The organism is Streptococcus sp. HMSC067H01, assembly GCF_001814775.1.
Taxonomy (GTDB): Bacteria; Bacillota; Bacilli; order Lactobacillales; family Streptococcaceae; genus Streptococcus.
The window spans coordinates 97845-114029 of the sequence record NZ_KV817784.1 but is presented as its reverse complement, the minus strand read 5'-3'; the positions used below and the strand labels follow the sequence as shown (position 1 = coordinate 114029).

The 16185-nt window shown below is 36.5% G+C and carries 18 protein-coding genes and 1 other annotated feature; all 18 genes read right to left on the bottom strand.

What is annotated here, in order from left to right:
• Nucleotides 1-2 precede the first annotated feature (2 nt).
• A complete protein-coding gene (gene dnaG, locus HMPREF2987_RS04200; protein ID WP_075229470.1) occupies nt 3-1763 on the bottom strand; it encodes a DNA primase in 1761 nt (586 codons plus the stop codon).
• A gap of 103 nt (nt 1764-1866) precedes the next feature.
• The gene (locus HMPREF2987_RS04195) at nt 1867-2250 is read right to left on the bottom strand and encodes a hypothetical protein (RefSeq protein ID WP_075229469.1); all 384 of its coding nucleotides are present in this window, start codon (nt 2248-2250) and stop codon (nt 1867-1869) included.
• A 69-nt stretch (nt 2251-2319) separates the two neighbouring features.
• Nucleotides 2320-2745 (bottom strand): hypothetical protein, encoded by a 426-nt coding sequence (locus HMPREF2987_RS04190; RefSeq protein ID WP_075229468.1) that lies wholly within the window; start codon nt 2743-2745, stop codon nt 2320-2322.
• Nucleotides 2746-2781: 36 nt separating this feature from the next.
• The gene (locus tag HMPREF2987_RS04185; protein WP_075229467.1) at nt 2782-3090 is read right to left on the bottom strand and encodes a hypothetical protein; all 309 of its coding nucleotides are present in this window, start codon (nt 3088-3090) and stop codon (nt 2782-2784) included.
• 283 nt (nt 3091-3373) lie between these two features.
• Nucleotides 3374-3706 carry an immunity protein Imm33 domain-containing protein gene (locus HMPREF2987_RS04180; RefSeq protein ID WP_218969677.1) on the bottom strand — a complete coding sequence of 111 codons (333 nt, stop codon included), beginning with the start codon at nt 3704-3706 and terminating at the stop codon, nt 3374-3376.
• On the bottom strand, nt 3699-4238 hold the full coding sequence (locus HMPREF2987_RS04175) for an ankyrin repeat domain-containing protein (protein WP_075229465.1): 540 nt from the start codon (nt 4236-4238) through the stop codon (nt 3699-3701). Before HMPREF2987_RS04175 ends, HMPREF2987_RS04180 begins: the two co-directional genes overlap by 8 nt.
• A 9-nt stretch (nt 4239-4247) precedes the next feature.
• Nucleotides 4248-4319: a GH-E family nuclease gene (locus HMPREF2987_RS11410; protein ID WP_142995355.1), complete on the bottom strand. Its 72-nt coding sequence runs from the start codon at nt 4317-4319 to the stop codon at nt 4248-4250.
• A 48-nt stretch (nt 4320-4367) separates the two neighbouring features.
• Nucleotides 4368-4853, bottom strand: a complete 486-nt coding sequence (locus HMPREF2987_RS04170; RefSeq protein ID WP_075229464.1) for a hypothetical protein — start codon at nt 4851-4853, stop codon at nt 4368-4370.
• 31 nt (nt 4854-4884) lie between these two features.
• On the bottom strand, nt 4885-5412 hold the full coding sequence (locus tag HMPREF2987_RS04165) for a hypothetical protein (protein ID WP_075229463.1): 528 nt from the start codon (nt 5410-5412) through the stop codon (nt 4885-4887).
• 39 nt (nt 5413-5451) lie between these two features.
• Complete coding sequence (locus HMPREF2987_RS04160; protein ID WP_075229462.1) at nt 5452-6075, bottom strand: TipC family immunity protein; 624 nt, start codon at nt 6073-6075, stop codon at nt 5452-5454.
• A 372-nt stretch (nt 6076-6447) separates the two neighbouring features.
• Nucleotides 6448-7158, bottom strand: a complete 711-nt coding sequence (locus tag HMPREF2987_RS04155) for a TipC family immunity protein (RefSeq protein WP_075229461.1) — start codon at nt 7156-7158, stop codon at nt 6448-6450.
• A gap of 263 nt (nt 7159-7421) precedes the next feature.
• Nucleotides 7422-8180 (bottom strand): ABC transporter ATP-binding protein, encoded by a 759-nt coding sequence (locus tag HMPREF2987_RS04150; protein WP_075229460.1) that lies wholly within the window; start codon nt 8178-8180, stop codon nt 7422-7424.
• Nucleotides 8177-9043 carry an ABC transporter permease gene (locus tag HMPREF2987_RS04145; RefSeq protein WP_075229459.1) on the bottom strand — a complete coding sequence of 289 codons (867 nt, stop codon included), beginning with the start codon at nt 9041-9043 and terminating at the stop codon, nt 8177-8179. Before HMPREF2987_RS04145 ends, HMPREF2987_RS04150 begins: the two co-directional genes overlap by 4 nt.
• A gap of 60 nt (nt 9044-9103) precedes the next feature.
• Complete coding sequence (gene trpX / locus HMPREF2987_RS04140; RefSeq protein WP_075229458.1) at nt 9104-10102, bottom strand: tryptophan ABC transporter substrate-binding protein; 999 nt, start codon at nt 10100-10102, stop codon at nt 9104-9106.
• Between the two features lie 128 nt (nt 10103-10230).
• Nucleotides 10231-10446, bottom strand: a binding site (T-box leader).
• A gap of 96 nt (nt 10447-10542) precedes the next feature.
• Complete coding sequence (ppc, locus tag HMPREF2987_RS04135; protein WP_075229457.1) at nt 10543-13350, bottom strand: phosphoenolpyruvate carboxylase; 2808 nt, start codon at nt 13348-13350, stop codon at nt 10543-10545.
• Nucleotides 13351-13375: 25 nt separating this feature from the next.
• Complete coding sequence (gene ftsW, locus HMPREF2987_RS04130; protein WP_075229456.1) at nt 13376-14587, bottom strand: cell division peptidoglycan polymerase FtsW; 1212 nt, start codon at nt 14585-14587, stop codon at nt 13376-13378.
• A gap of 220 nt (nt 14588-14807) precedes the next feature.
• Nucleotides 14808-15749 (bottom strand): peptidylprolyl isomerase PrsA, encoded by a 942-nt coding sequence (gene prsA, locus HMPREF2987_RS04125; RefSeq protein WP_075229455.1) that lies wholly within the window; start codon nt 15747-15749, stop codon nt 14808-14810.
• A gap of 191 nt (nt 15750-15940) precedes the next feature.
• Nucleotides 15941-16185: LPXTG cell wall anchor domain-containing protein (locus HMPREF2987_RS04120; protein WP_180364498.1), on the bottom strand; the 245-nt coding region annotated here is incomplete at its 5' end.

Genomic DNA, 16185 nt, shown 5'->3' with positions numbered 1-16185 from the left:
TCTTACTCCATTCTTCTTTTTTGGGCAATTAAGCGTTCTAGCTCTTCTAAAGCGGTGTCTGTATCACCGACATGGCTAGCTTCCTGAACTTTCTTTTTAATTTGCAGATTTTCCTGATTCAAAAGAGCTCTTTTTCTAGACTCTTCCACTTCGGCTAACTCTTGAGGGGACATCTCAGGTGGCAAATCTAAGGCTAGAACTTGATACCACGCACTCTCCACTTCTCTAGTCTGATGAGCCAAATCCTCAGATGAGATACTTCCATTATCAATCAAGAGTCCATACAAGGTCTGAAACTCTGGAGTTTCAAAGATAAAATCCTCTCTTAAACGATAGTCATTAAGCACCAAGGGATGTTCCATCATTCGGTAGAGGATATGGGCTTCCGCTCTCATCACTGCTGTCAGCTGCTTGGTAACAGACATAGTGACAGGACTCGGACTATAGGTCTCCTTGACCTTCTCCTTTCTCTGTCTGACACGACTTTCATTGACAATATGTTCGACTTGCTGATAGTCAAAAGATGGCAAGTGATCCGTCAAAATGTGAATGTAGGAATTCTGAGCTGTGATAGAGGGTTCCTTTGCGATTAAGGGAGCAATTTTCTCTATAAATTCAATCTGAGCTTGTAGATTTTCACTATTTTCCGGTCTGAAATGATGAATGTAAAACTCAACAGGACTAATGCGTGTATTGGTTAAGAGATAAGCCAAGTCTTGAGGAGAGTTTTTCTGCAGATATTCATCCGGATCCATTGCGTCAGGAATCTGGACGACTTGAACAGGTAAATCTTTAAGCTCATCCAAGGCTTTCGCTGTGGCAGCTTGCCCAGCCTTATCTCCGTCATAAGTGACGATAACCTTTTTAGTAAAGCGTTTCAGATGCTCCACATGTTCACTCGTCAGAGCGGTTCCCATAGAAGCAACTGCATTTTCAATACCAGCGCGATAAGCAGCAATGACATCCATAAACCCTTCCATCAGGTAGATTTCAGGAGCCTTGCCTGAGCCTTTTTTTACCCTCTCCAAATGATATAATTCGTAACTTTTGTTAAAAATTGCCGTCGCTCGACTATTTTTATACTTTCCAGTTTGAGAATCGGCCTCCTGCCATACTCGACCAGAAAAGGCAATCACCTTTCCTTGATCATTTGAAAGAGGAAACATAATACGATTATGAAAGGTATCAAAGAAATGGTTACTCTCAGATAGATAAAACAAACCTGAATCCAGCAAGTCCTTATCACTATAATCATCTGATAAACGTTGATAGAGATAAGAGCGTTCTGCTGGAGCCAAACCAATCATAAAATGCTTGAGAACATCATCTGTTAAGCCACGTTTATAGAGGTAGTTCCTCGCTTCCTCACCCATCTTAGTTGTCATGAGGATGGCATGATAAAACCGTGCAGCCTTATCATGCATATCGTAGAGATTTTGATGGGGTGACCTAGGCTGTACAGAACCTTGAACAGGCGCTGCTATCTGAATCCCAAGTCTCTCAGCTAATATCCTCACCGCATCTGCAAAGGTTACCTGCTGATACTCCTCGATAAACTTAAAAACATCTCCAGAACGACCACATCCAAAACAGTGGTAAAATTGCTTATCTTCGACCACGTTAAAGGAAGGGGTCTTTTCACCATGAAAAGGACAGAGCCCTAAAAAGTTCCGTCCAGATTTTTGTAAGGAAATCACTTCTCCTATGATTTCGACAATATTGGTATTGTTTTTGATCTCTTCGATGAGTCTCTTGTCAACCATAGACAATACCTCCATTTTATCACAGTTTACTCTAACTAGTATAGCTTATTTCTGAAAAAAAGTAAACCATTTCATACACTTTACATGAGACTATTTCATAAAACTAGCTAGTCACTTTCTCCACTTTTACATCGTTTTCGGATACAACGTCCACTAAAAAATGCGTCGACATTAATTTGTAGTGATGGAGCTTTTTATTAGCTATATTTGCAGAAGCTACCAAGTCCCCAAATTCTGCATTCTCGACTTCATAGATATAGTTGGTAAGATAAAGTGGTCTGTTCTTTGCTAATCCTTGCTCCCAGTAACTATCTATTAATTCTAAACTTTCGTAGACTGAACGGAAAGCCCAAACTTTTGTAAAGGTAAATTTAAATTTTTCTGAATCTTCCAAGTAGGCAATTAGAGTATCCCCATCTATATTTATCTCGATACCATAGTCACCAAAAGGAATAAAGCCCGGTTTAATTTTCGTCCATTTTTCCATATCATTTCTCCAAGTTCTATTTTCTGATAATTATACTACAGCGGTGTACATGTTTGATTAGCAAACTTTCTAGTATTGGCTGATATCTAATTTCAAATTTGCAGAAACAAGAATCTCCACTACACCATCTTGAGTTATGATTATATAATGTCGTGAACTCAAAGTTCCTGCACTACCATAGGCTGTATATCCGAGTTTATTCACTAATTGACTATTTTTGACTTCATAAATGACATTTTGGAAATTATTTTTTTCAAATTTTTTAAACATCTCTTTATCTAGAATTGCAGATAAATACAATTTCCTGCTAAAGACTCGTGCTTCATCATAATAAATACATGATAATTTAAAACGGTTCTGCTCTCCAATCAACCGAATTTCTTGACCATCTGACAAGTTTGTCAACAAGACTTTTAACTTATACTTATCTACAGGAATCAAACCTTTAAAGACTTCTACCCATTCTTCATTTTTAGTTTCTAGCTCTGATGTCATATATACCTCCATTATTCCATTCTACGTTTTAAACCTCTAATTTTCATCTATTTCATTTGATACTTCAATCAGTAAATCTTGAAGTTCCTCTAAATCAAGATACAGATTTCTAACTCCTACAAGTAACTGAGAAAAGGCTTGTCTATCTAATTGACGATTCTCACTTAATGACTTAACAATCCAAGAATTTCCCTTCTCTATCCATTTCAAATGAAGGGGTAAATAATCATTTAAAATATCATTTATATTTTCTAAATTAGTAGAAGATATCTTGTTAGAGGTTTGACTGTCATTTATTAAAGATAAACTTTTACCAATTTTTTTCAACTCTGTTTCTATCGTCACTTTAATCTCCTCCCTTGTGAGCCAATATCTAAGACTCCAAATCATCCAAAGACTAGATGCTATAGTCTAAATGAAGGCCTTATTCCCCAGCAAACTCCCTAGTAAAAGCAAATGAGGAAAGTCCATTCTTGAAAATCTTCTTGTATGTATGCCATGTTTTTATCTCCTTACTATTTGTATTTTCAGAAAAACAGTGCTTTATCTGAATTTCTAGTTTTTTTAAAGCTACTTGGCTTAATCATTCATTTGTTTTTTTAAATTTACCATAGTCATTCAGAAAAGATTATTGCAAAATCTCTGTAATGGTAACTTCTCTTTCTAACTTTAAATCATAAAACCCTATATGTACATTATCCTCGTATAGCCAAAACAAATCTGTTCCATATTTTGCAGGAAAAATTTCCAGTAGAACTGGAGCAATTTGCAGTATACTTGTCGCACCTAGAATTGTAAAATTATCAGGATCAGAAATATATTCTTCATCATCAATAGAAGATAATATTGTCCAGCCATTTAACTGAGAAATTGAAGATTTCTCTCTATAAGTGTACTGAATCGGATAGCCATTCAATACATTATTTGAAACCATAAATCCACCAAAATCACTATTATTCATCAGCAAGTAACCCTCCATTTTCAGATAATAAATCTTGTCTCCAACTAAATTCTCTCGCATAATCTATAGCTGACTTCCCTTGAAAATCTTTACGGTGAATATCACAACCACTAGCAATCAACATCTCATATAAAGGTAATGCTTCCTTAGTTGTTAATTTCAAGACTGTAATCGCAGTAATCAATGGAATTGACCCATATTTATCAACTTGGTTAACATTTATCCCTGCTTTTAACAACATTGACAAGACTTTAGTTGCATACTCAACATCTACTCTCCAATTCGCTTTAAATTGAAACAAATTATGTAAGGCATTTCTATTATCTGAGTCTAAACAATTAACATCAATTTTTTCATCAATAAGAAACTGAATAATCTTTAGTTTTTCATCTAGCAAAGTATTGCTAGTTAAAACCATGTTTAACAAATTCAACTTCTCATGTGTAATTTGATTCACATCGCCCTTGTAGAGCGAATGAAACTCTTCAAACGTTCCTTCTTGAGCTGCATCAAATATATCTCGTAATATCATTTCTTTCTCCTATTCATATTTATGACTTCTATTTGATTTTGGTACTTCAATTTGAAAGTTAGCAGGATTTGACTGGTTTATTTTTAATCAATCTAGTATTTGAATCTATTGCTTTCTAAATAACAAACCTTAATCATATGTCACTTTTACTTTAACCTTAACAGTTTGGTTAGATAAATTCTTTATTTTGATCTCAAATCCTTTCTTTGAAGCAAACGAAAAAAGTGTCTTTTGAGGTGGATCCATAATAATACCTTCGCGATCGACACCAATGCCATTATGAGGATTCTCTAATATCGTTACATCCCAGCTTTGTGTTTTTTCATTGTAATGATAGGTCTCAATCTGAGAATCCTTAATATTATATCCAATTCCTTTTTCAGGTTCGAACCAATCATCACCTCGAGAAAGCTTTATCTTCCCATCTGTAGTAACTGGAATTACCTCTACATGGATTATGGAGTCCAAACTCTCGGAGTGTCCGTTCACTCGCACCTTTGTCTCTTCATTTGGACCTAAAGTAATGATTCCCCATTTTATATTACAGATCACAAGAGTTAGGATGGATACAGTAAACAGTAAGATGGTTAAAATAACAAAATCTGATTTTTTCAATTTATACCTCATTTAGATATTTCAAAGAAACTCAACTTGATACGATCTCAAAACAAAAATACCCATATGGGAGGGATGCCACATCTAGGGTGGTCATATCGTAAAGCCATTCCATCATTTGAGGAATACCTCGAATCATCAGATAATCCATATATCTATTAATGCTATCTTGAAAACCAGTAACATCTTTCTTTTCTACTAAAAAATTAGTATGTTCTACATCTTCCATTGATATGTAATTCTCAAGGATTTTATAATCAGAATCTGGATGTAACCAATACATTTGTTTTCTTAAAAAGTTCTTTTTATCTTCTACAGTTACTGTGTCTGCACACTCGAGATAGAAAACTCCAATATCTAATTCTTCCTGAAAATCTAATTTTTCGTTGATATAGAAAGGTGTAATCAGAATGCTTTCTGTAGTTTCTTCTGTTTGGATAATTTCTCTTAAAATACCAAATAAATTTGTTATTGTTGGATAAACTCTACACTTTGAATCTTGGCAACTTGTATTTACATAAATAATGTTATTTATCACGCCTTCTTTTTGTTTCTTCATATGATTCACCTCATCCGTAAACAGTTTTAGGATTTTCCTTTAATCTATTGCGTTTTCCCTAATCATCTTTACATTACCCCAATTTTCAACTGAAAATTGACTAGGATAGACGGAAAGCCAGTCTGGAATAATCTTATTTCGTAACAATTCCTCACTTGTAGTAAAGTATGGTGAAAGATTAATTTTTTTCTCCTTTACATACTCCATAATTTGATTGAGGTCTGTCAACCTTTTTTCATGAATAATGTTTAGAGACTGAACCAATTTATCAGATTCGTGATTATACTTATAATATATATCTATAATCACTCCACTACTATGCATGAATAGAAAGTCTATAGACATTCTCCCGCTATCTAGTTTACCATCTGGATAATAAAAACTGTACGAAATACTCTCAACTCCTGTAGGTAAGACTTCTGAACGATACTTTTCTATAGTTGAACCGTAAAGTAGACCTCCTGTTTTATTTACTTCCATATCAGGTATTCTATTTAAAGTAGAATTCGTACGTAAAAAAGAAGTTGTGGCATGATGGTACTCGTCATGATAAATTTCTTCAAAAACATTACTATATCGTGGCTTTAAAAAAATGAAAGCGAGCGGTAGTAGTATGATTACAAATGCTCCTATAGATAAGGTATAAAACATTTTTTTATTCACTTAGCAACCTCTTTCTTGTTAATCAATATAATCGCGCAAATCAGATTTTTATATAAAGATTTGAAAAATTCTTATAACTCCTACTACTACATTTTTATCATCTTCTATCATAAAACTTAAAAGAACTCCTTAAACACAAAATCATATTCTCCCTTCAATCAAGTTACATTACTTATCCAATCTATAATTAGCTCCAATAATCTGAATTAGGAATATCCTTCGATATTTTTTCCGTAGAACATGGAAGGTAACTATTTACCGTATTTAAACACAAAATTTCGATCATCATCCTAAAATATAGATATAAACATCTTTTTCCAAGTCATACATTTTACACTTGATAGAAAGTACTTTTTACATAAGTAGGACAATCTATTTGGAAACATTCAATGGCACAATCTCTACATCTCCAAGATTGTCAACTGAGTAACGTTGACTACCATTTTTGAACCAACGTGCCAGAACAACATCATAAAGCATGAAGTGGGATTTTTCTTTAATCCAAGCTTCATCAATCCCATAAGGCTTTAAATACTCTAGTGCTTCGTTGGGATTAGTTAAGTAAAAATTGGGTTTTTCCACAGTGCCTGATCTCTTAAAATACGACTCCAAATTTATCTCGCCACTATCCTTATTTCTTATATTATATCCAGCTAAGTAGTATGCTAGTGAACTTTTAGAATCCGAAATTTCGATAGTTTGGTTAAGATTTTTATTCTTATAATTATATCTAATAAATAGATATCTCCCATCAGATAACAGTTGTTGGTATTCAATAATAAAAGTTTCTTCAAAACCTACAATCACTTCTAAACTTTCATTTTCAGACAAGTCTGCATCGAGTCCTATGGAAATTATCCAGTCTGGATCTCTAAACGACTGACTTCCATCAACGGCTTTGCTAAAATCAGCGAGTCCAGGTAAAACACCACTATGGGTTTCTGCATAGTTCATTTCTAAAAAGACATTACTTAAAGATTCATACACTCCATTATAATAATTCTTTTGATAGACACGATATAGACCGAACAAAGTTAGAAAACCTAATACAGTTATGAGTACAATTTTTAAAATTTTTTTCATGACTTTTTCCTTATCTAGAACTTATATAATTTACAAAGTAAAAATACATTTTAGATACCTTATTTTAAAGACAAGATAAAATTTAGATGCAAAACTCTTTTTTATAAGTTTTTTATCTTTAGCAACATTTTCCTTATAATTATTATACTATAAAATCTTAGACGGTGGAATCCAAACCATTTTTAGATAATCTCCCTTTAATACAAAAAACTTAGAAGCAAAAATTCCACTTCCAAGTTTTTATATCAATTATTTAAAATCATCTACTCAAATAGTTGATAGTAATCAGAAATTTTCATCTTGGCTTTCTCATCCTTGTTTAAATCTTGGATGATTCGTCCTTCCTTCATAACAATGAGACGATTTCCATACTTGAGAGCATCTTCCATATGGTGGGTAATCATCAGAGCAGTAAGATGGTCCTTACTGACAAAGTCATCTGTCAATTCCATCAAGGCCACACTTGTTTTAGGGTCAAGAGCAGCTGTATGTTCATCCAACAAAAGGAGTTCTGGACGCTTCAAGGTTGCCATCAAGAGGCTCAAGGCCTGCCTTTGTCCACCTGACAAAAATTCAATCGGTGTATCTAAGTGCTTCTCTAGACCATTGCCAACCTTCTCAATAGTTGCTTGAAATTCTTCCTTGTAAGCTGAGAGTCTTCTTGGAAAAAGACCACGTTTTTCTCCACGAAACTTTGCAATCAAGAGGTTTTCTGCAACGGTCATACGAGGGGCAGTTCCCATCTTGGGATCTTGGAAAACACGAGAGAGGTACTTGGCACGCTTTTCAGGGCTGAAATGAGTCACATCTTCGCCCATGATACGAATGCTACCACTAGTCAAGGGTAGCGTTCCTGCAATGCTATTAAAGAGTGTTGATTTTCCTGCACCATTTCCACCCAAGATTGTAATGAAGTCGTGTTCATAAATATCAAGAGAAACATCGTTTAGGATAATTTTTTCCTCGTCAAAGCCATTTTTAACAATTTTAGTGGCATTTCTTAATTCTACAATTGCTGTCATTTGCTTAACTTGACTCCTTTCAAGTATTTATCCTTAAGGGTTGGAATTATCAAGCAAGTTGCTAGGATAAGGGCACTGTACAAACGGAGATAGCTAGTATTAAAGCCGAGAGCAATGACTCCCCATACCAAGAATTGATAGCTGATGGAACCAACTACAATAGTAACCAAGCGTTCTGCTAGGGTAAGACTCTTGAAGAGGACTTCACCGATAATCAAGCTAGCAAGACCAACTACGATAACCCCGATACCACGAGAGACATCCGCATATCCTTCTTGTTGAGCGATAAGGGCACCTGCAAGGGCGATCACACCGTTTGATAAAACCAGACCCATCAACTCCATACGTCCAGTATTGATACCAAAACTACGAGCCATATCTGGATTATCTCCTGTTGCGATATAGGCCTGTCCCAATTTAGTATCTAGGAAGAAAAGCATAAGAAGGATAACCAAAGTCACAAAAATCAAGCCTGTAAATAATTGATTAACCTCAGATGAGAAAGGAAGAACATCTTGGATTTGTTTAGTCCCTAGAAGACCAAGGTTAGCCCTTCCCATAATCATGAGCATGATAGAATGACAAGAAGTCATGACTAGAATTCCAGACAAGAGTGTTGGAATCTTTCCTTTAGTATAGAGTAGACCAGTCGCTAAACCTGCAAGACAACCTGCTCCAACAGCTACTAAGGTAGCAAGAAAAGGATTAACGCCTTGAGTAATCAGTGTTACTGCAACTGCTCCTCCTAGTGGGAAGGAGCCCTCAGTTGTCATATCTGGGAAGTTTAGGATTCTAAAGGTCATAAAGATTCCTAAACCAAGGATAGCCCAGACAAATCCTTGTGAAATAATCGATACTATCATGTTACATTCATTTCCTTCTTTTAAAAATTGGAGGAGATGTATCCAACTCCTCCCGTTTTCTTATTCGATCACTTGACCAGCTTCTTTGAGAACTGATTCAGGGATAGTGATTTCAAGTTCTTGAGCCACTTTTTTATTGATAACTGATTTACCAGTTGAGAAGACATTAACTGGTGTATCTGCAGGTTTTTCCCCCTTCAAGACTTTGGCAATCATCTTACCGGTAGCAACACCAAGATCGTGTTGGTCCACAACGACTGATGCCAAACCACCTGCTTCTACCATGGCAGTCGCACTTGGGTAGATTGGTTTTTTAGCTGTTTGATTACTTGATACTACAGTTGAGAATGCAGATGCGATTGTGTTGTCAATTGGAACCCAGATTGCATCTACTTTACCAGTCATCACGTTAACTGTTGAAGCAATTTCGTTCGTTGATGGAACTGCAAATGTTTCTACTTTCAAACCAGCTTTTTCTGCGTAAGCTTTGAACTCTTCGACTTGTGATTTTGAGTTATCTTCACTACTTGAGTAAAGGGCTCCAACCGTCTTGACATCAGGAGTCAATGTCTTGATCAATTCAACCTGTTGTTGAGCAGGGTTGTGGTCAGAAACTCCAGTGATGTTCCCACCTGGTTTTTCCAAGTTTTGTACAAGGTTAGCACCAATTGGGTCTGTTACTGCTGCCATGATAACAGGAAGATCTTTTGTTGCACTTGCTAGACCTTGCGCTGCAGGTGTTGCAATACCGACAACGACATCATTTCCATTTGCCACCAACTGCTTACTCATTGTGGCAACCTTACTTTGGTCACCTTCTGAGTTCATAAAATCAATTTTAACTTGATCACCTTTATACCCTTCCTCGGCAAGTCCATCTTGAATCCCTTGATAAATCAAGTCGAGTGATGGATGGCTGACAAACTGAAGAACTCCAACCTTGGCTGTCTTATTAGCTGTTTCGGTCTTTGTTTCTTGTTTTGTTAGATTAGAGTAGATTAGGCTTCCACCTACTAAAACAGCTAATGCTGCGATAATTCCCATTAATCGTTTATTCATTTTATTTCTCCTTATTTTTCAATGCTTACTTCTAATTTTACCTTTTAAATCGCTTAACCAAGCGTCGCCATCGTTTGAATTCCATTATTTATCCTCCCCATAGAAAAAGTCCTCACACAAAAAACTTGTGTGAGGACGTCGATACGCGGTGCCACCTCAATTATAGGGAATATCCCTATCTCTCAATCTCGCTTCACGAGTTGCACTGTAAGGTGTGCGCACCGAATTCTTATGATTTCAAATTCTTTATAACATTCAGCCCAATTTTCATCACTTTCATCTATCTGTTTTCACCAACCACAGACTCTCTAAAAAATTTCAATGATTACTTTCTGAATGGTTAAATTATAACATTTTTAAAATGCTTGTCAAGAGATTATATGAATTATTTTTTTAAAAAAGTAAAATTCCTACGGATTTTTCGAAAAAGACGATGGAAATTAGCCCGAATTACGCAATCCAGTAGCAATTCCGTTAATGGTCGTATGAATCAATCTTTCTTCATGCGTAGATAGCTCTCCACGACGTTGGCGCTTGATTAACTCAAGCTGGATGTAGTTGAGAATGTTGAAGTAAGGCATGCGATATTTTAGACTGGCTTTCAAATATGGGTTTTCAGCCAAGAGGTCGTCTTGCCCTTCGATAGCCAAAATGACATCCTTGGTCAACTGCCATTCATCCAAGATAGTATAGTAGATCGCTTGCACTTCTTCACTTTCACAAAGTTGTGCGTACTCAAAAGCAATATTCATATTTGACTTAGACAAGACCATGTCTACGTTAGATAAAAGCGACTGGAAGAAAGGCCAGTTTTTATACATGTCACGAAGGATTTCAATATTTTTAGGATCTTGGTCGATAAATTCCTTGAAACTTGAACCAACACCATACCAGCCTGGGAACATAACACGACTTTGTGACCATGAGAATACCCAAGGAATAGCGCGTAGACCACCGATTTCAGTGATGGTTTTACGAGCGGCCGGTCGAGAACCAATGTTGAAACTTGAAATCGCCTTGATTGGACTAGACTCAAAGAAATAATCATAGAAATGTTCATTTCCGAATACTAGTTCACGGTAAATATCATAGCTACGACTGACTACTTGGTCCATGATTGCCTCATAGCGATTTGAAGTATTAGTGTCACTCTTCTTTTGAGTAATCATACGGTTGATTGCTGCTGAAACTAACATTTCAAGGTTATAGTAGGCTGCATCCTTGTTTCCGTATTTATTTCCAATCACTTCCCCTTGCTCGGTCAAACGGATACGATCTTTGATAGACTTAAGTGGCTGTGAGGCAATAGCGTCATAAGTAGGGCCACCACCACGACCGTGGAAGAAGGTTACCTTAACACCAAACTCATCACCAATGGCTGTCAATTGTTGTTGAGCTTTGTATAGTGTCCAACAAGAGGATAGATAACCACCATCCTTGTTACTATCAGAGTAGCCAAGCATGATTTCTTGGTAATTGTTTTTTGAAGCAACCCATTTCTTAGCAAGAGGTAGAGAGAAATACTTTCTCATAGTTTCTTCAGAATGATCCAAGTCTTCGATAGTTTCAAAGAGTGGTACAATCTGAACACGAGCTTTTTCAGCATCCACAAGACCGACTTCTTTGAGCATAATTGCCAATTCTAACATATCAGACACGCTGGTTGCATGAGAAATAATCGTTTGACGAATGACATCTTCACCCAAACGGTCTTTTAATTCACGGGCAGTTTGGAAAATAGCTAACTCTTTTTCGAGTAGTTCAGACTTCTCAGCATGGGTTGCAGACAAGATTCGAGGATCTTCTAATAACTCATGTAAGAGCAATTCGCATTTTTCATCTTCTGATAGATCACTATAGTGGTCATTGATTCCAGCAGATGCTAACAATTCAGCGACACAGGCCTCGTGAACACTTGAGTCTTGACGCATGTCGATGGAAGCCAAGAAGAAACCAAAGACTTCTACAGCTTCTAAAAGCTCAGCGAACTCACCAGTAAGCAAGGCCTCTGCCTTATTTTCAAGCAATGAATCCTTAATAGTATATAGATCTTTTTTGAACTCTTCAACTGTTTCGTAAAATGGTGGACGATCTTCAGCCAGCTCTTGAATTGCTCCTGAAAGGCGATTACCAATGTAATCTGTAACCGCTCCTTGCTGATGGCTATTCCCCCAAATAAAACCTGCAACAGGACGATGCTCTTCTACCGTAGAACCAACTAGAGACCATTGTTTTAAGTTGAGCAAGGTCTGGATTAGTTTAGATTGAATCAAATGGAAAGCACGGCGATAAGGTTCCTTTTCACGAAAGACTGAATTGTCACCTGAACGTTCAGCCATCTCTTCTACTGCTTTACTTGTTTTAGAAAGATTGGTTGAGAGAGAAAAGTTGAGGTAGAGATTAGAGATTTTACTGATGTAATAGTTCAAAACTACTTCACTTTGAATGGTAGCAGAACGCATAAGTGTCTCAGCTGTTACAAATGGATTTCCATCACGGTCTCCACCGATCCACATTCCCATAGTAATTGGTTTGGCTTGTTTAAGATCAATTCCTTGTTCTTTTGCTAGACGCTTGTACTCAAGCATCAGATTAGGAACAGCCTGAAGGAAGGAACTATTGTAGTATTCCATCACGTTAGTAATTTCGTTGGTTACTTTTAGTTTCTTCTCACGAATCATATCTGTCTGCATGATAATCTCAATATAGCGACGAAGATCATTATGCCATTTTTCCTTGTTGATGAGGCCCATTCTCACGTCACGATATTTACGTAAAAGGGTATGGATATGATTGGTCAAGTCCAACATACTCTTACGTTGTACCTGAGTAGGATGGGCTGTCAAAACAGGCACCACGTTCAGGTGTTCAAGGATCTCAGCAGCGTTTTCTTTTTCAGCCACCATTTTGATAGTTGTTGACAATTTACCCAGATAATCTTGATCAACATTATTTAGGTGGTTAATCTCGTAAGCTAAGTCTACGTCTTCGGAAATGTTAATTAAGAGTGGTAAGATAGAGAAATATCTTGAAATGTAGACCATTTCGTCGTTTGATAGACTAGTTACTACTTTATCAAGTCCTTGATAGTCTGCTACAGTCGAAAGTTCTTTTAACTGCATGATTTTATCAAAGGTCTCTGGTGCAAGCATGTTTCTTGTAATATCTTCGAGCATTTCTGTCAAGATTTGCACTTCTTCTTGTACGACAGCTTTGTTACTAAAATTTTCTAACTTTTGAAGAGACATTTTTTTCTCCTTGTCATATTATGTCTTAGAGTTGCGCTTCTAATTCGCGATAGAGTTTGGCACGTTTTTCGCTGGCATCAATATTCAACACAAAGGCGATGGCTACTGATAGGACCAAAAGACTGTTTCCGCCTTGCGATAGGAAGGGGAAGGTTACTCCTGTTGAAGGGATCAAGCCTGATATACCGCCAATGTTAACAAATACCTGTATCAGAATCATTCCACCAATACCGATTGCCACCATTGAGTTGAAAGGATCTCTCGCTCGAATACCAACCAAAATAATACGAAGAATTAAGAAGAATAGAAGAGCCAAAATAAGACTAGCTCCTACAAATCCAAACTCCTCTATCACAATCGAAAAGACAAAGTCTGTATGAGCTTCTGGTAGATAACCTCGTTTTTCAATGGAATTTCCTAATCCAAGACCAAACCAGCCACCGTTAACCATTGCATAATAAGAATTGGCCAACTGATGCCCAGATCCCGCAAGGTCATTAAAGGGGTTGAAAAAAGCACTGAAACGCTTGGCAACATAACCAAAGACAGGAATTTTTGAGAATTTTTCAACACCGATAAACCGAATGGCAGTCAAGGAAAAAATGGATGTTCCAGCCAGCAGTCCCAGTATAGTTGAGAACCAGCGATAGGCAATCCCACTAATGGTATACATGAGTAAGGATACTAAAATCAAGATGGTTGCATTTCCAAGGTCAGGGAAAATTGCCAAACTACCAATCATGACCAAGAGGACAAATCGCCAATCATTAAAGGCTCTTGGCAACCACTGATTAAGGGTTAAAACTTGGAAATCATAAACCGCAATCTCATCTTGTTGTTTTGAAAAACGCTGAGCCAAGTACCAAATGATAATAATCTTTAGATACTCTGCTGGTTGAATCGTGACCGGGCCAACCTTGATCCAGCCATAGGCTCCATTGATGGGAGTACCGATTAACCGTGCCAGAGCTAGAAGTATCAACTCGACAAACATGACGATAAAGATCAAGCGCTCATTACGGAGAAATCCTAATTTTAATTTATAGATTAAGGCTATTAAGAATAAACTGGCTATCCAGAAAATCCCCTGATTTCGCACTAGATATAATGCACTCTTTCCTTCTTGGATGAGGGACGCACTAGTTGTCGAATAAACTACTATCAAACCTAAAACGGACAAAAGTAGATAAGGAATCAAAATTGAATAATTCAGCAGGTGCCTTTTACTTATTTTCATATGTCACCTATCTTTCGGAAAAATATTTTTATTTTCCCTTATTATTTCTAGTTTTACATGCTATTATACCATTTTTTAGGCTAGAAAAAAACTCTTACAGTGAAAACATTCGAATTTTACTTAAGACTGACTTGGGACTAGAATGTAAAATACTTTAATGTTGTATTTTTACATAATCAAAAACTACCTCCCTGATAAAGGAAGGCAGTTCATTACTATCTTAGTTTGATGAACTACTGCTACTGTCAGTAGTTGCTTCACCCTTGATGTACTGAGTAAAGATATTTTGGAAAGTTTGGTCTTTGACTTTGATGTTGGCATCAGTCAATTCTTTACCGATAACACCTTGAACAAAGGTTGCATCATTTTGTTTTTGAGTCAAAATAATTGTTTTGAGTTTTTCTTTATAATCTTCTAGATTTGAAGATTTTTCTGACTTCTTAGTTAGTTTCACAATGTAGAAACTACTTGTATAAGCTTGAGTTCCTGGAGCAGTGATAACATCTGAAATTCCGTTAACATCAAGCGCAAAAGCAGCTTTTTTAACCACGTCTGGCAATTCTGTTGATGCAGAATCAAAGGTGATTTCACCACCATTTTCTTTTGTTTTTTCGTCTGTTGAGTTGTCTTTTGCAAGTTGTGCAAAGTCAGCACCTGACTCTTTTGCTTTGGCAAGAACTTCCTTAGCCTTATCTTCACTGTCAAGTTTAATAATTTGAGCCGTTACTTCTGGAGTATACTCTTCAAATGCTTTTTTATAGTTTTCATCTGTTAATTCAGCTTCTGCAGCCTTCTTCACTGCAAACTCAACCAATTTACTTGTTCGGATTTGAGCCTTACGACTTTCAGCAGTCATACCTGAACGAGCTAGAACTGTTTGATAGCTATCACCGTATTTCTTTTGTTCTTCTGCAACGGCATCCTCTACTTCTTTATCGCTAACTTCTGAACCATATTGTTTTTCAAAAACTTTTTGAATGGTCATGTTAAGCAAGACTTGTTGAGCAGTTGGATTATTTTTAACTTCATCATAGAATTGATGTTCTGTAATCACATCACCCTTCATACTGATCAAGTCTGCTCCTTGAGAGCTATTGGAACAAGCAGCCAAAGTAGCTACTGACAACAAGGTGATGGCTCCTGCCATTAGTTTTTTCTTCATGTTTACTCCTTTTTCTAAAAACGGTCGAAAATTTCTTTAGACCGACTCAATCATTATACCATATTTTAAAGCAGATAACTTAAATAAGACTAAAAATACTAGCTTTTAAATTTTTTACGATTCCAGTTTTTCTTATTCCAAAAAAGAACCTGAACAATGGTTCAAGTTCTTGTTTATCGTATGTTAATTTTTTAGTGACGTCCTTTGTAAGTCAGACCTGCTAAACCAAGACTTGCTAGGAGAAGGCCTACTAGAGAAAGTGAAGAACTTTGTTCACCCGTGTTTGGCAGAGCTGGAGTTTCTTTTTTCGAAGTAGGTTTATCAGCTTTAGAGTTTGAAGTTTGCCCAACAGGTTTCACAGGAGCTGTTGGAGCGGTATTCGAATTAGTTTGTGGTTTAAGCTCTGGCTTAACTTCTGGTTTTGAAGTATCAGAAG

What these genes read in the sequence shown, in the direction of transcription:
- dnaG (WP_075229470.1), bottom strand. Translation starts at nt 1,763, where the DNA reads ATGGTTGACAAGAGACTCATCGAAGAGATCAAAAACAATACCAATATT.
- HMPREF2987_RS04195 (WP_075229469.1), bottom strand. Translation starts at nt 2,250, where the DNA reads ATGGAAAAATGGACGAAAATTAAACCGGGCTTTATTCCTTTTGGTGAC.
- HMPREF2987_RS04190 (WP_075229468.1), bottom strand. Translation starts at nt 2,745, where the DNA reads ATGACATCAGAGCTAGAAACTAAAAATGAAGAATGGGTAGAAGTCTTT.
- HMPREF2987_RS04180 (WP_218969677.1), bottom strand. Translation starts at nt 3,706, where the DNA reads ATGAATAATAGTGATTTTGGTGGATTTATGGTTTCAAATAATGTATTG.
- HMPREF2987_RS04175 (WP_075229465.1), bottom strand. Translation starts at nt 4,238, where the DNA reads ATGATATTACGAGATATATTTGATGCAGCTCAAGAAGGAACGTTTGAA.
- HMPREF2987_RS04165 (WP_075229463.1), bottom strand. Translation starts at nt 5,412, where the DNA reads ATGAAGAAACAAAAAGAAGGCGTGATAAATAACATTATTTATGTAAAT.
- HMPREF2987_RS04155 (WP_075229461.1), bottom strand. Translation starts at nt 7,158, where the DNA reads ATGAAAAAAATTTTAAAAATTGTACTCATAACTGTATTAGGTTTTCTA.
- HMPREF2987_RS04150 (WP_075229460.1), bottom strand. Translation starts at nt 8,180, where the DNA reads ATGACAGCAATTGTAGAATTAAGAAATGCCACTAAAATTGTTAAAAAT.
- HMPREF2987_RS04145 (WP_075229459.1), bottom strand. Translation starts at nt 9,043, where the DNA reads ATGATAGTATCGATTATTTCACAAGGATTTGTCTGGGCTATCCTTGGT.
- trpX (WP_075229458.1), bottom strand. Translation starts at nt 10,102, where the DNA reads ATGAATAAACGATTAATGGGAATTATCGCAGCATTAGCTGTTTTAGTA.
- ppc (WP_075229457.1), bottom strand. Translation starts at nt 13,350, where the DNA reads ATGTCTCTTCAAAAGTTAGAAAATTTTAGTAACAAAGCTGTCGTACAA.
- ftsW (WP_075229456.1), bottom strand. Translation starts at nt 14,587, where the DNA reads ATGAAAATAAGTAAAAGGCACCTGCTGAATTATTCAATTTTGATTCCT.
- prsA (WP_075229455.1), bottom strand. Translation starts at nt 15,749, where the DNA reads ATGAAGAAAAAACTAATGGCAGGAGCCATCACCTTGTTGTCAGTAGCT.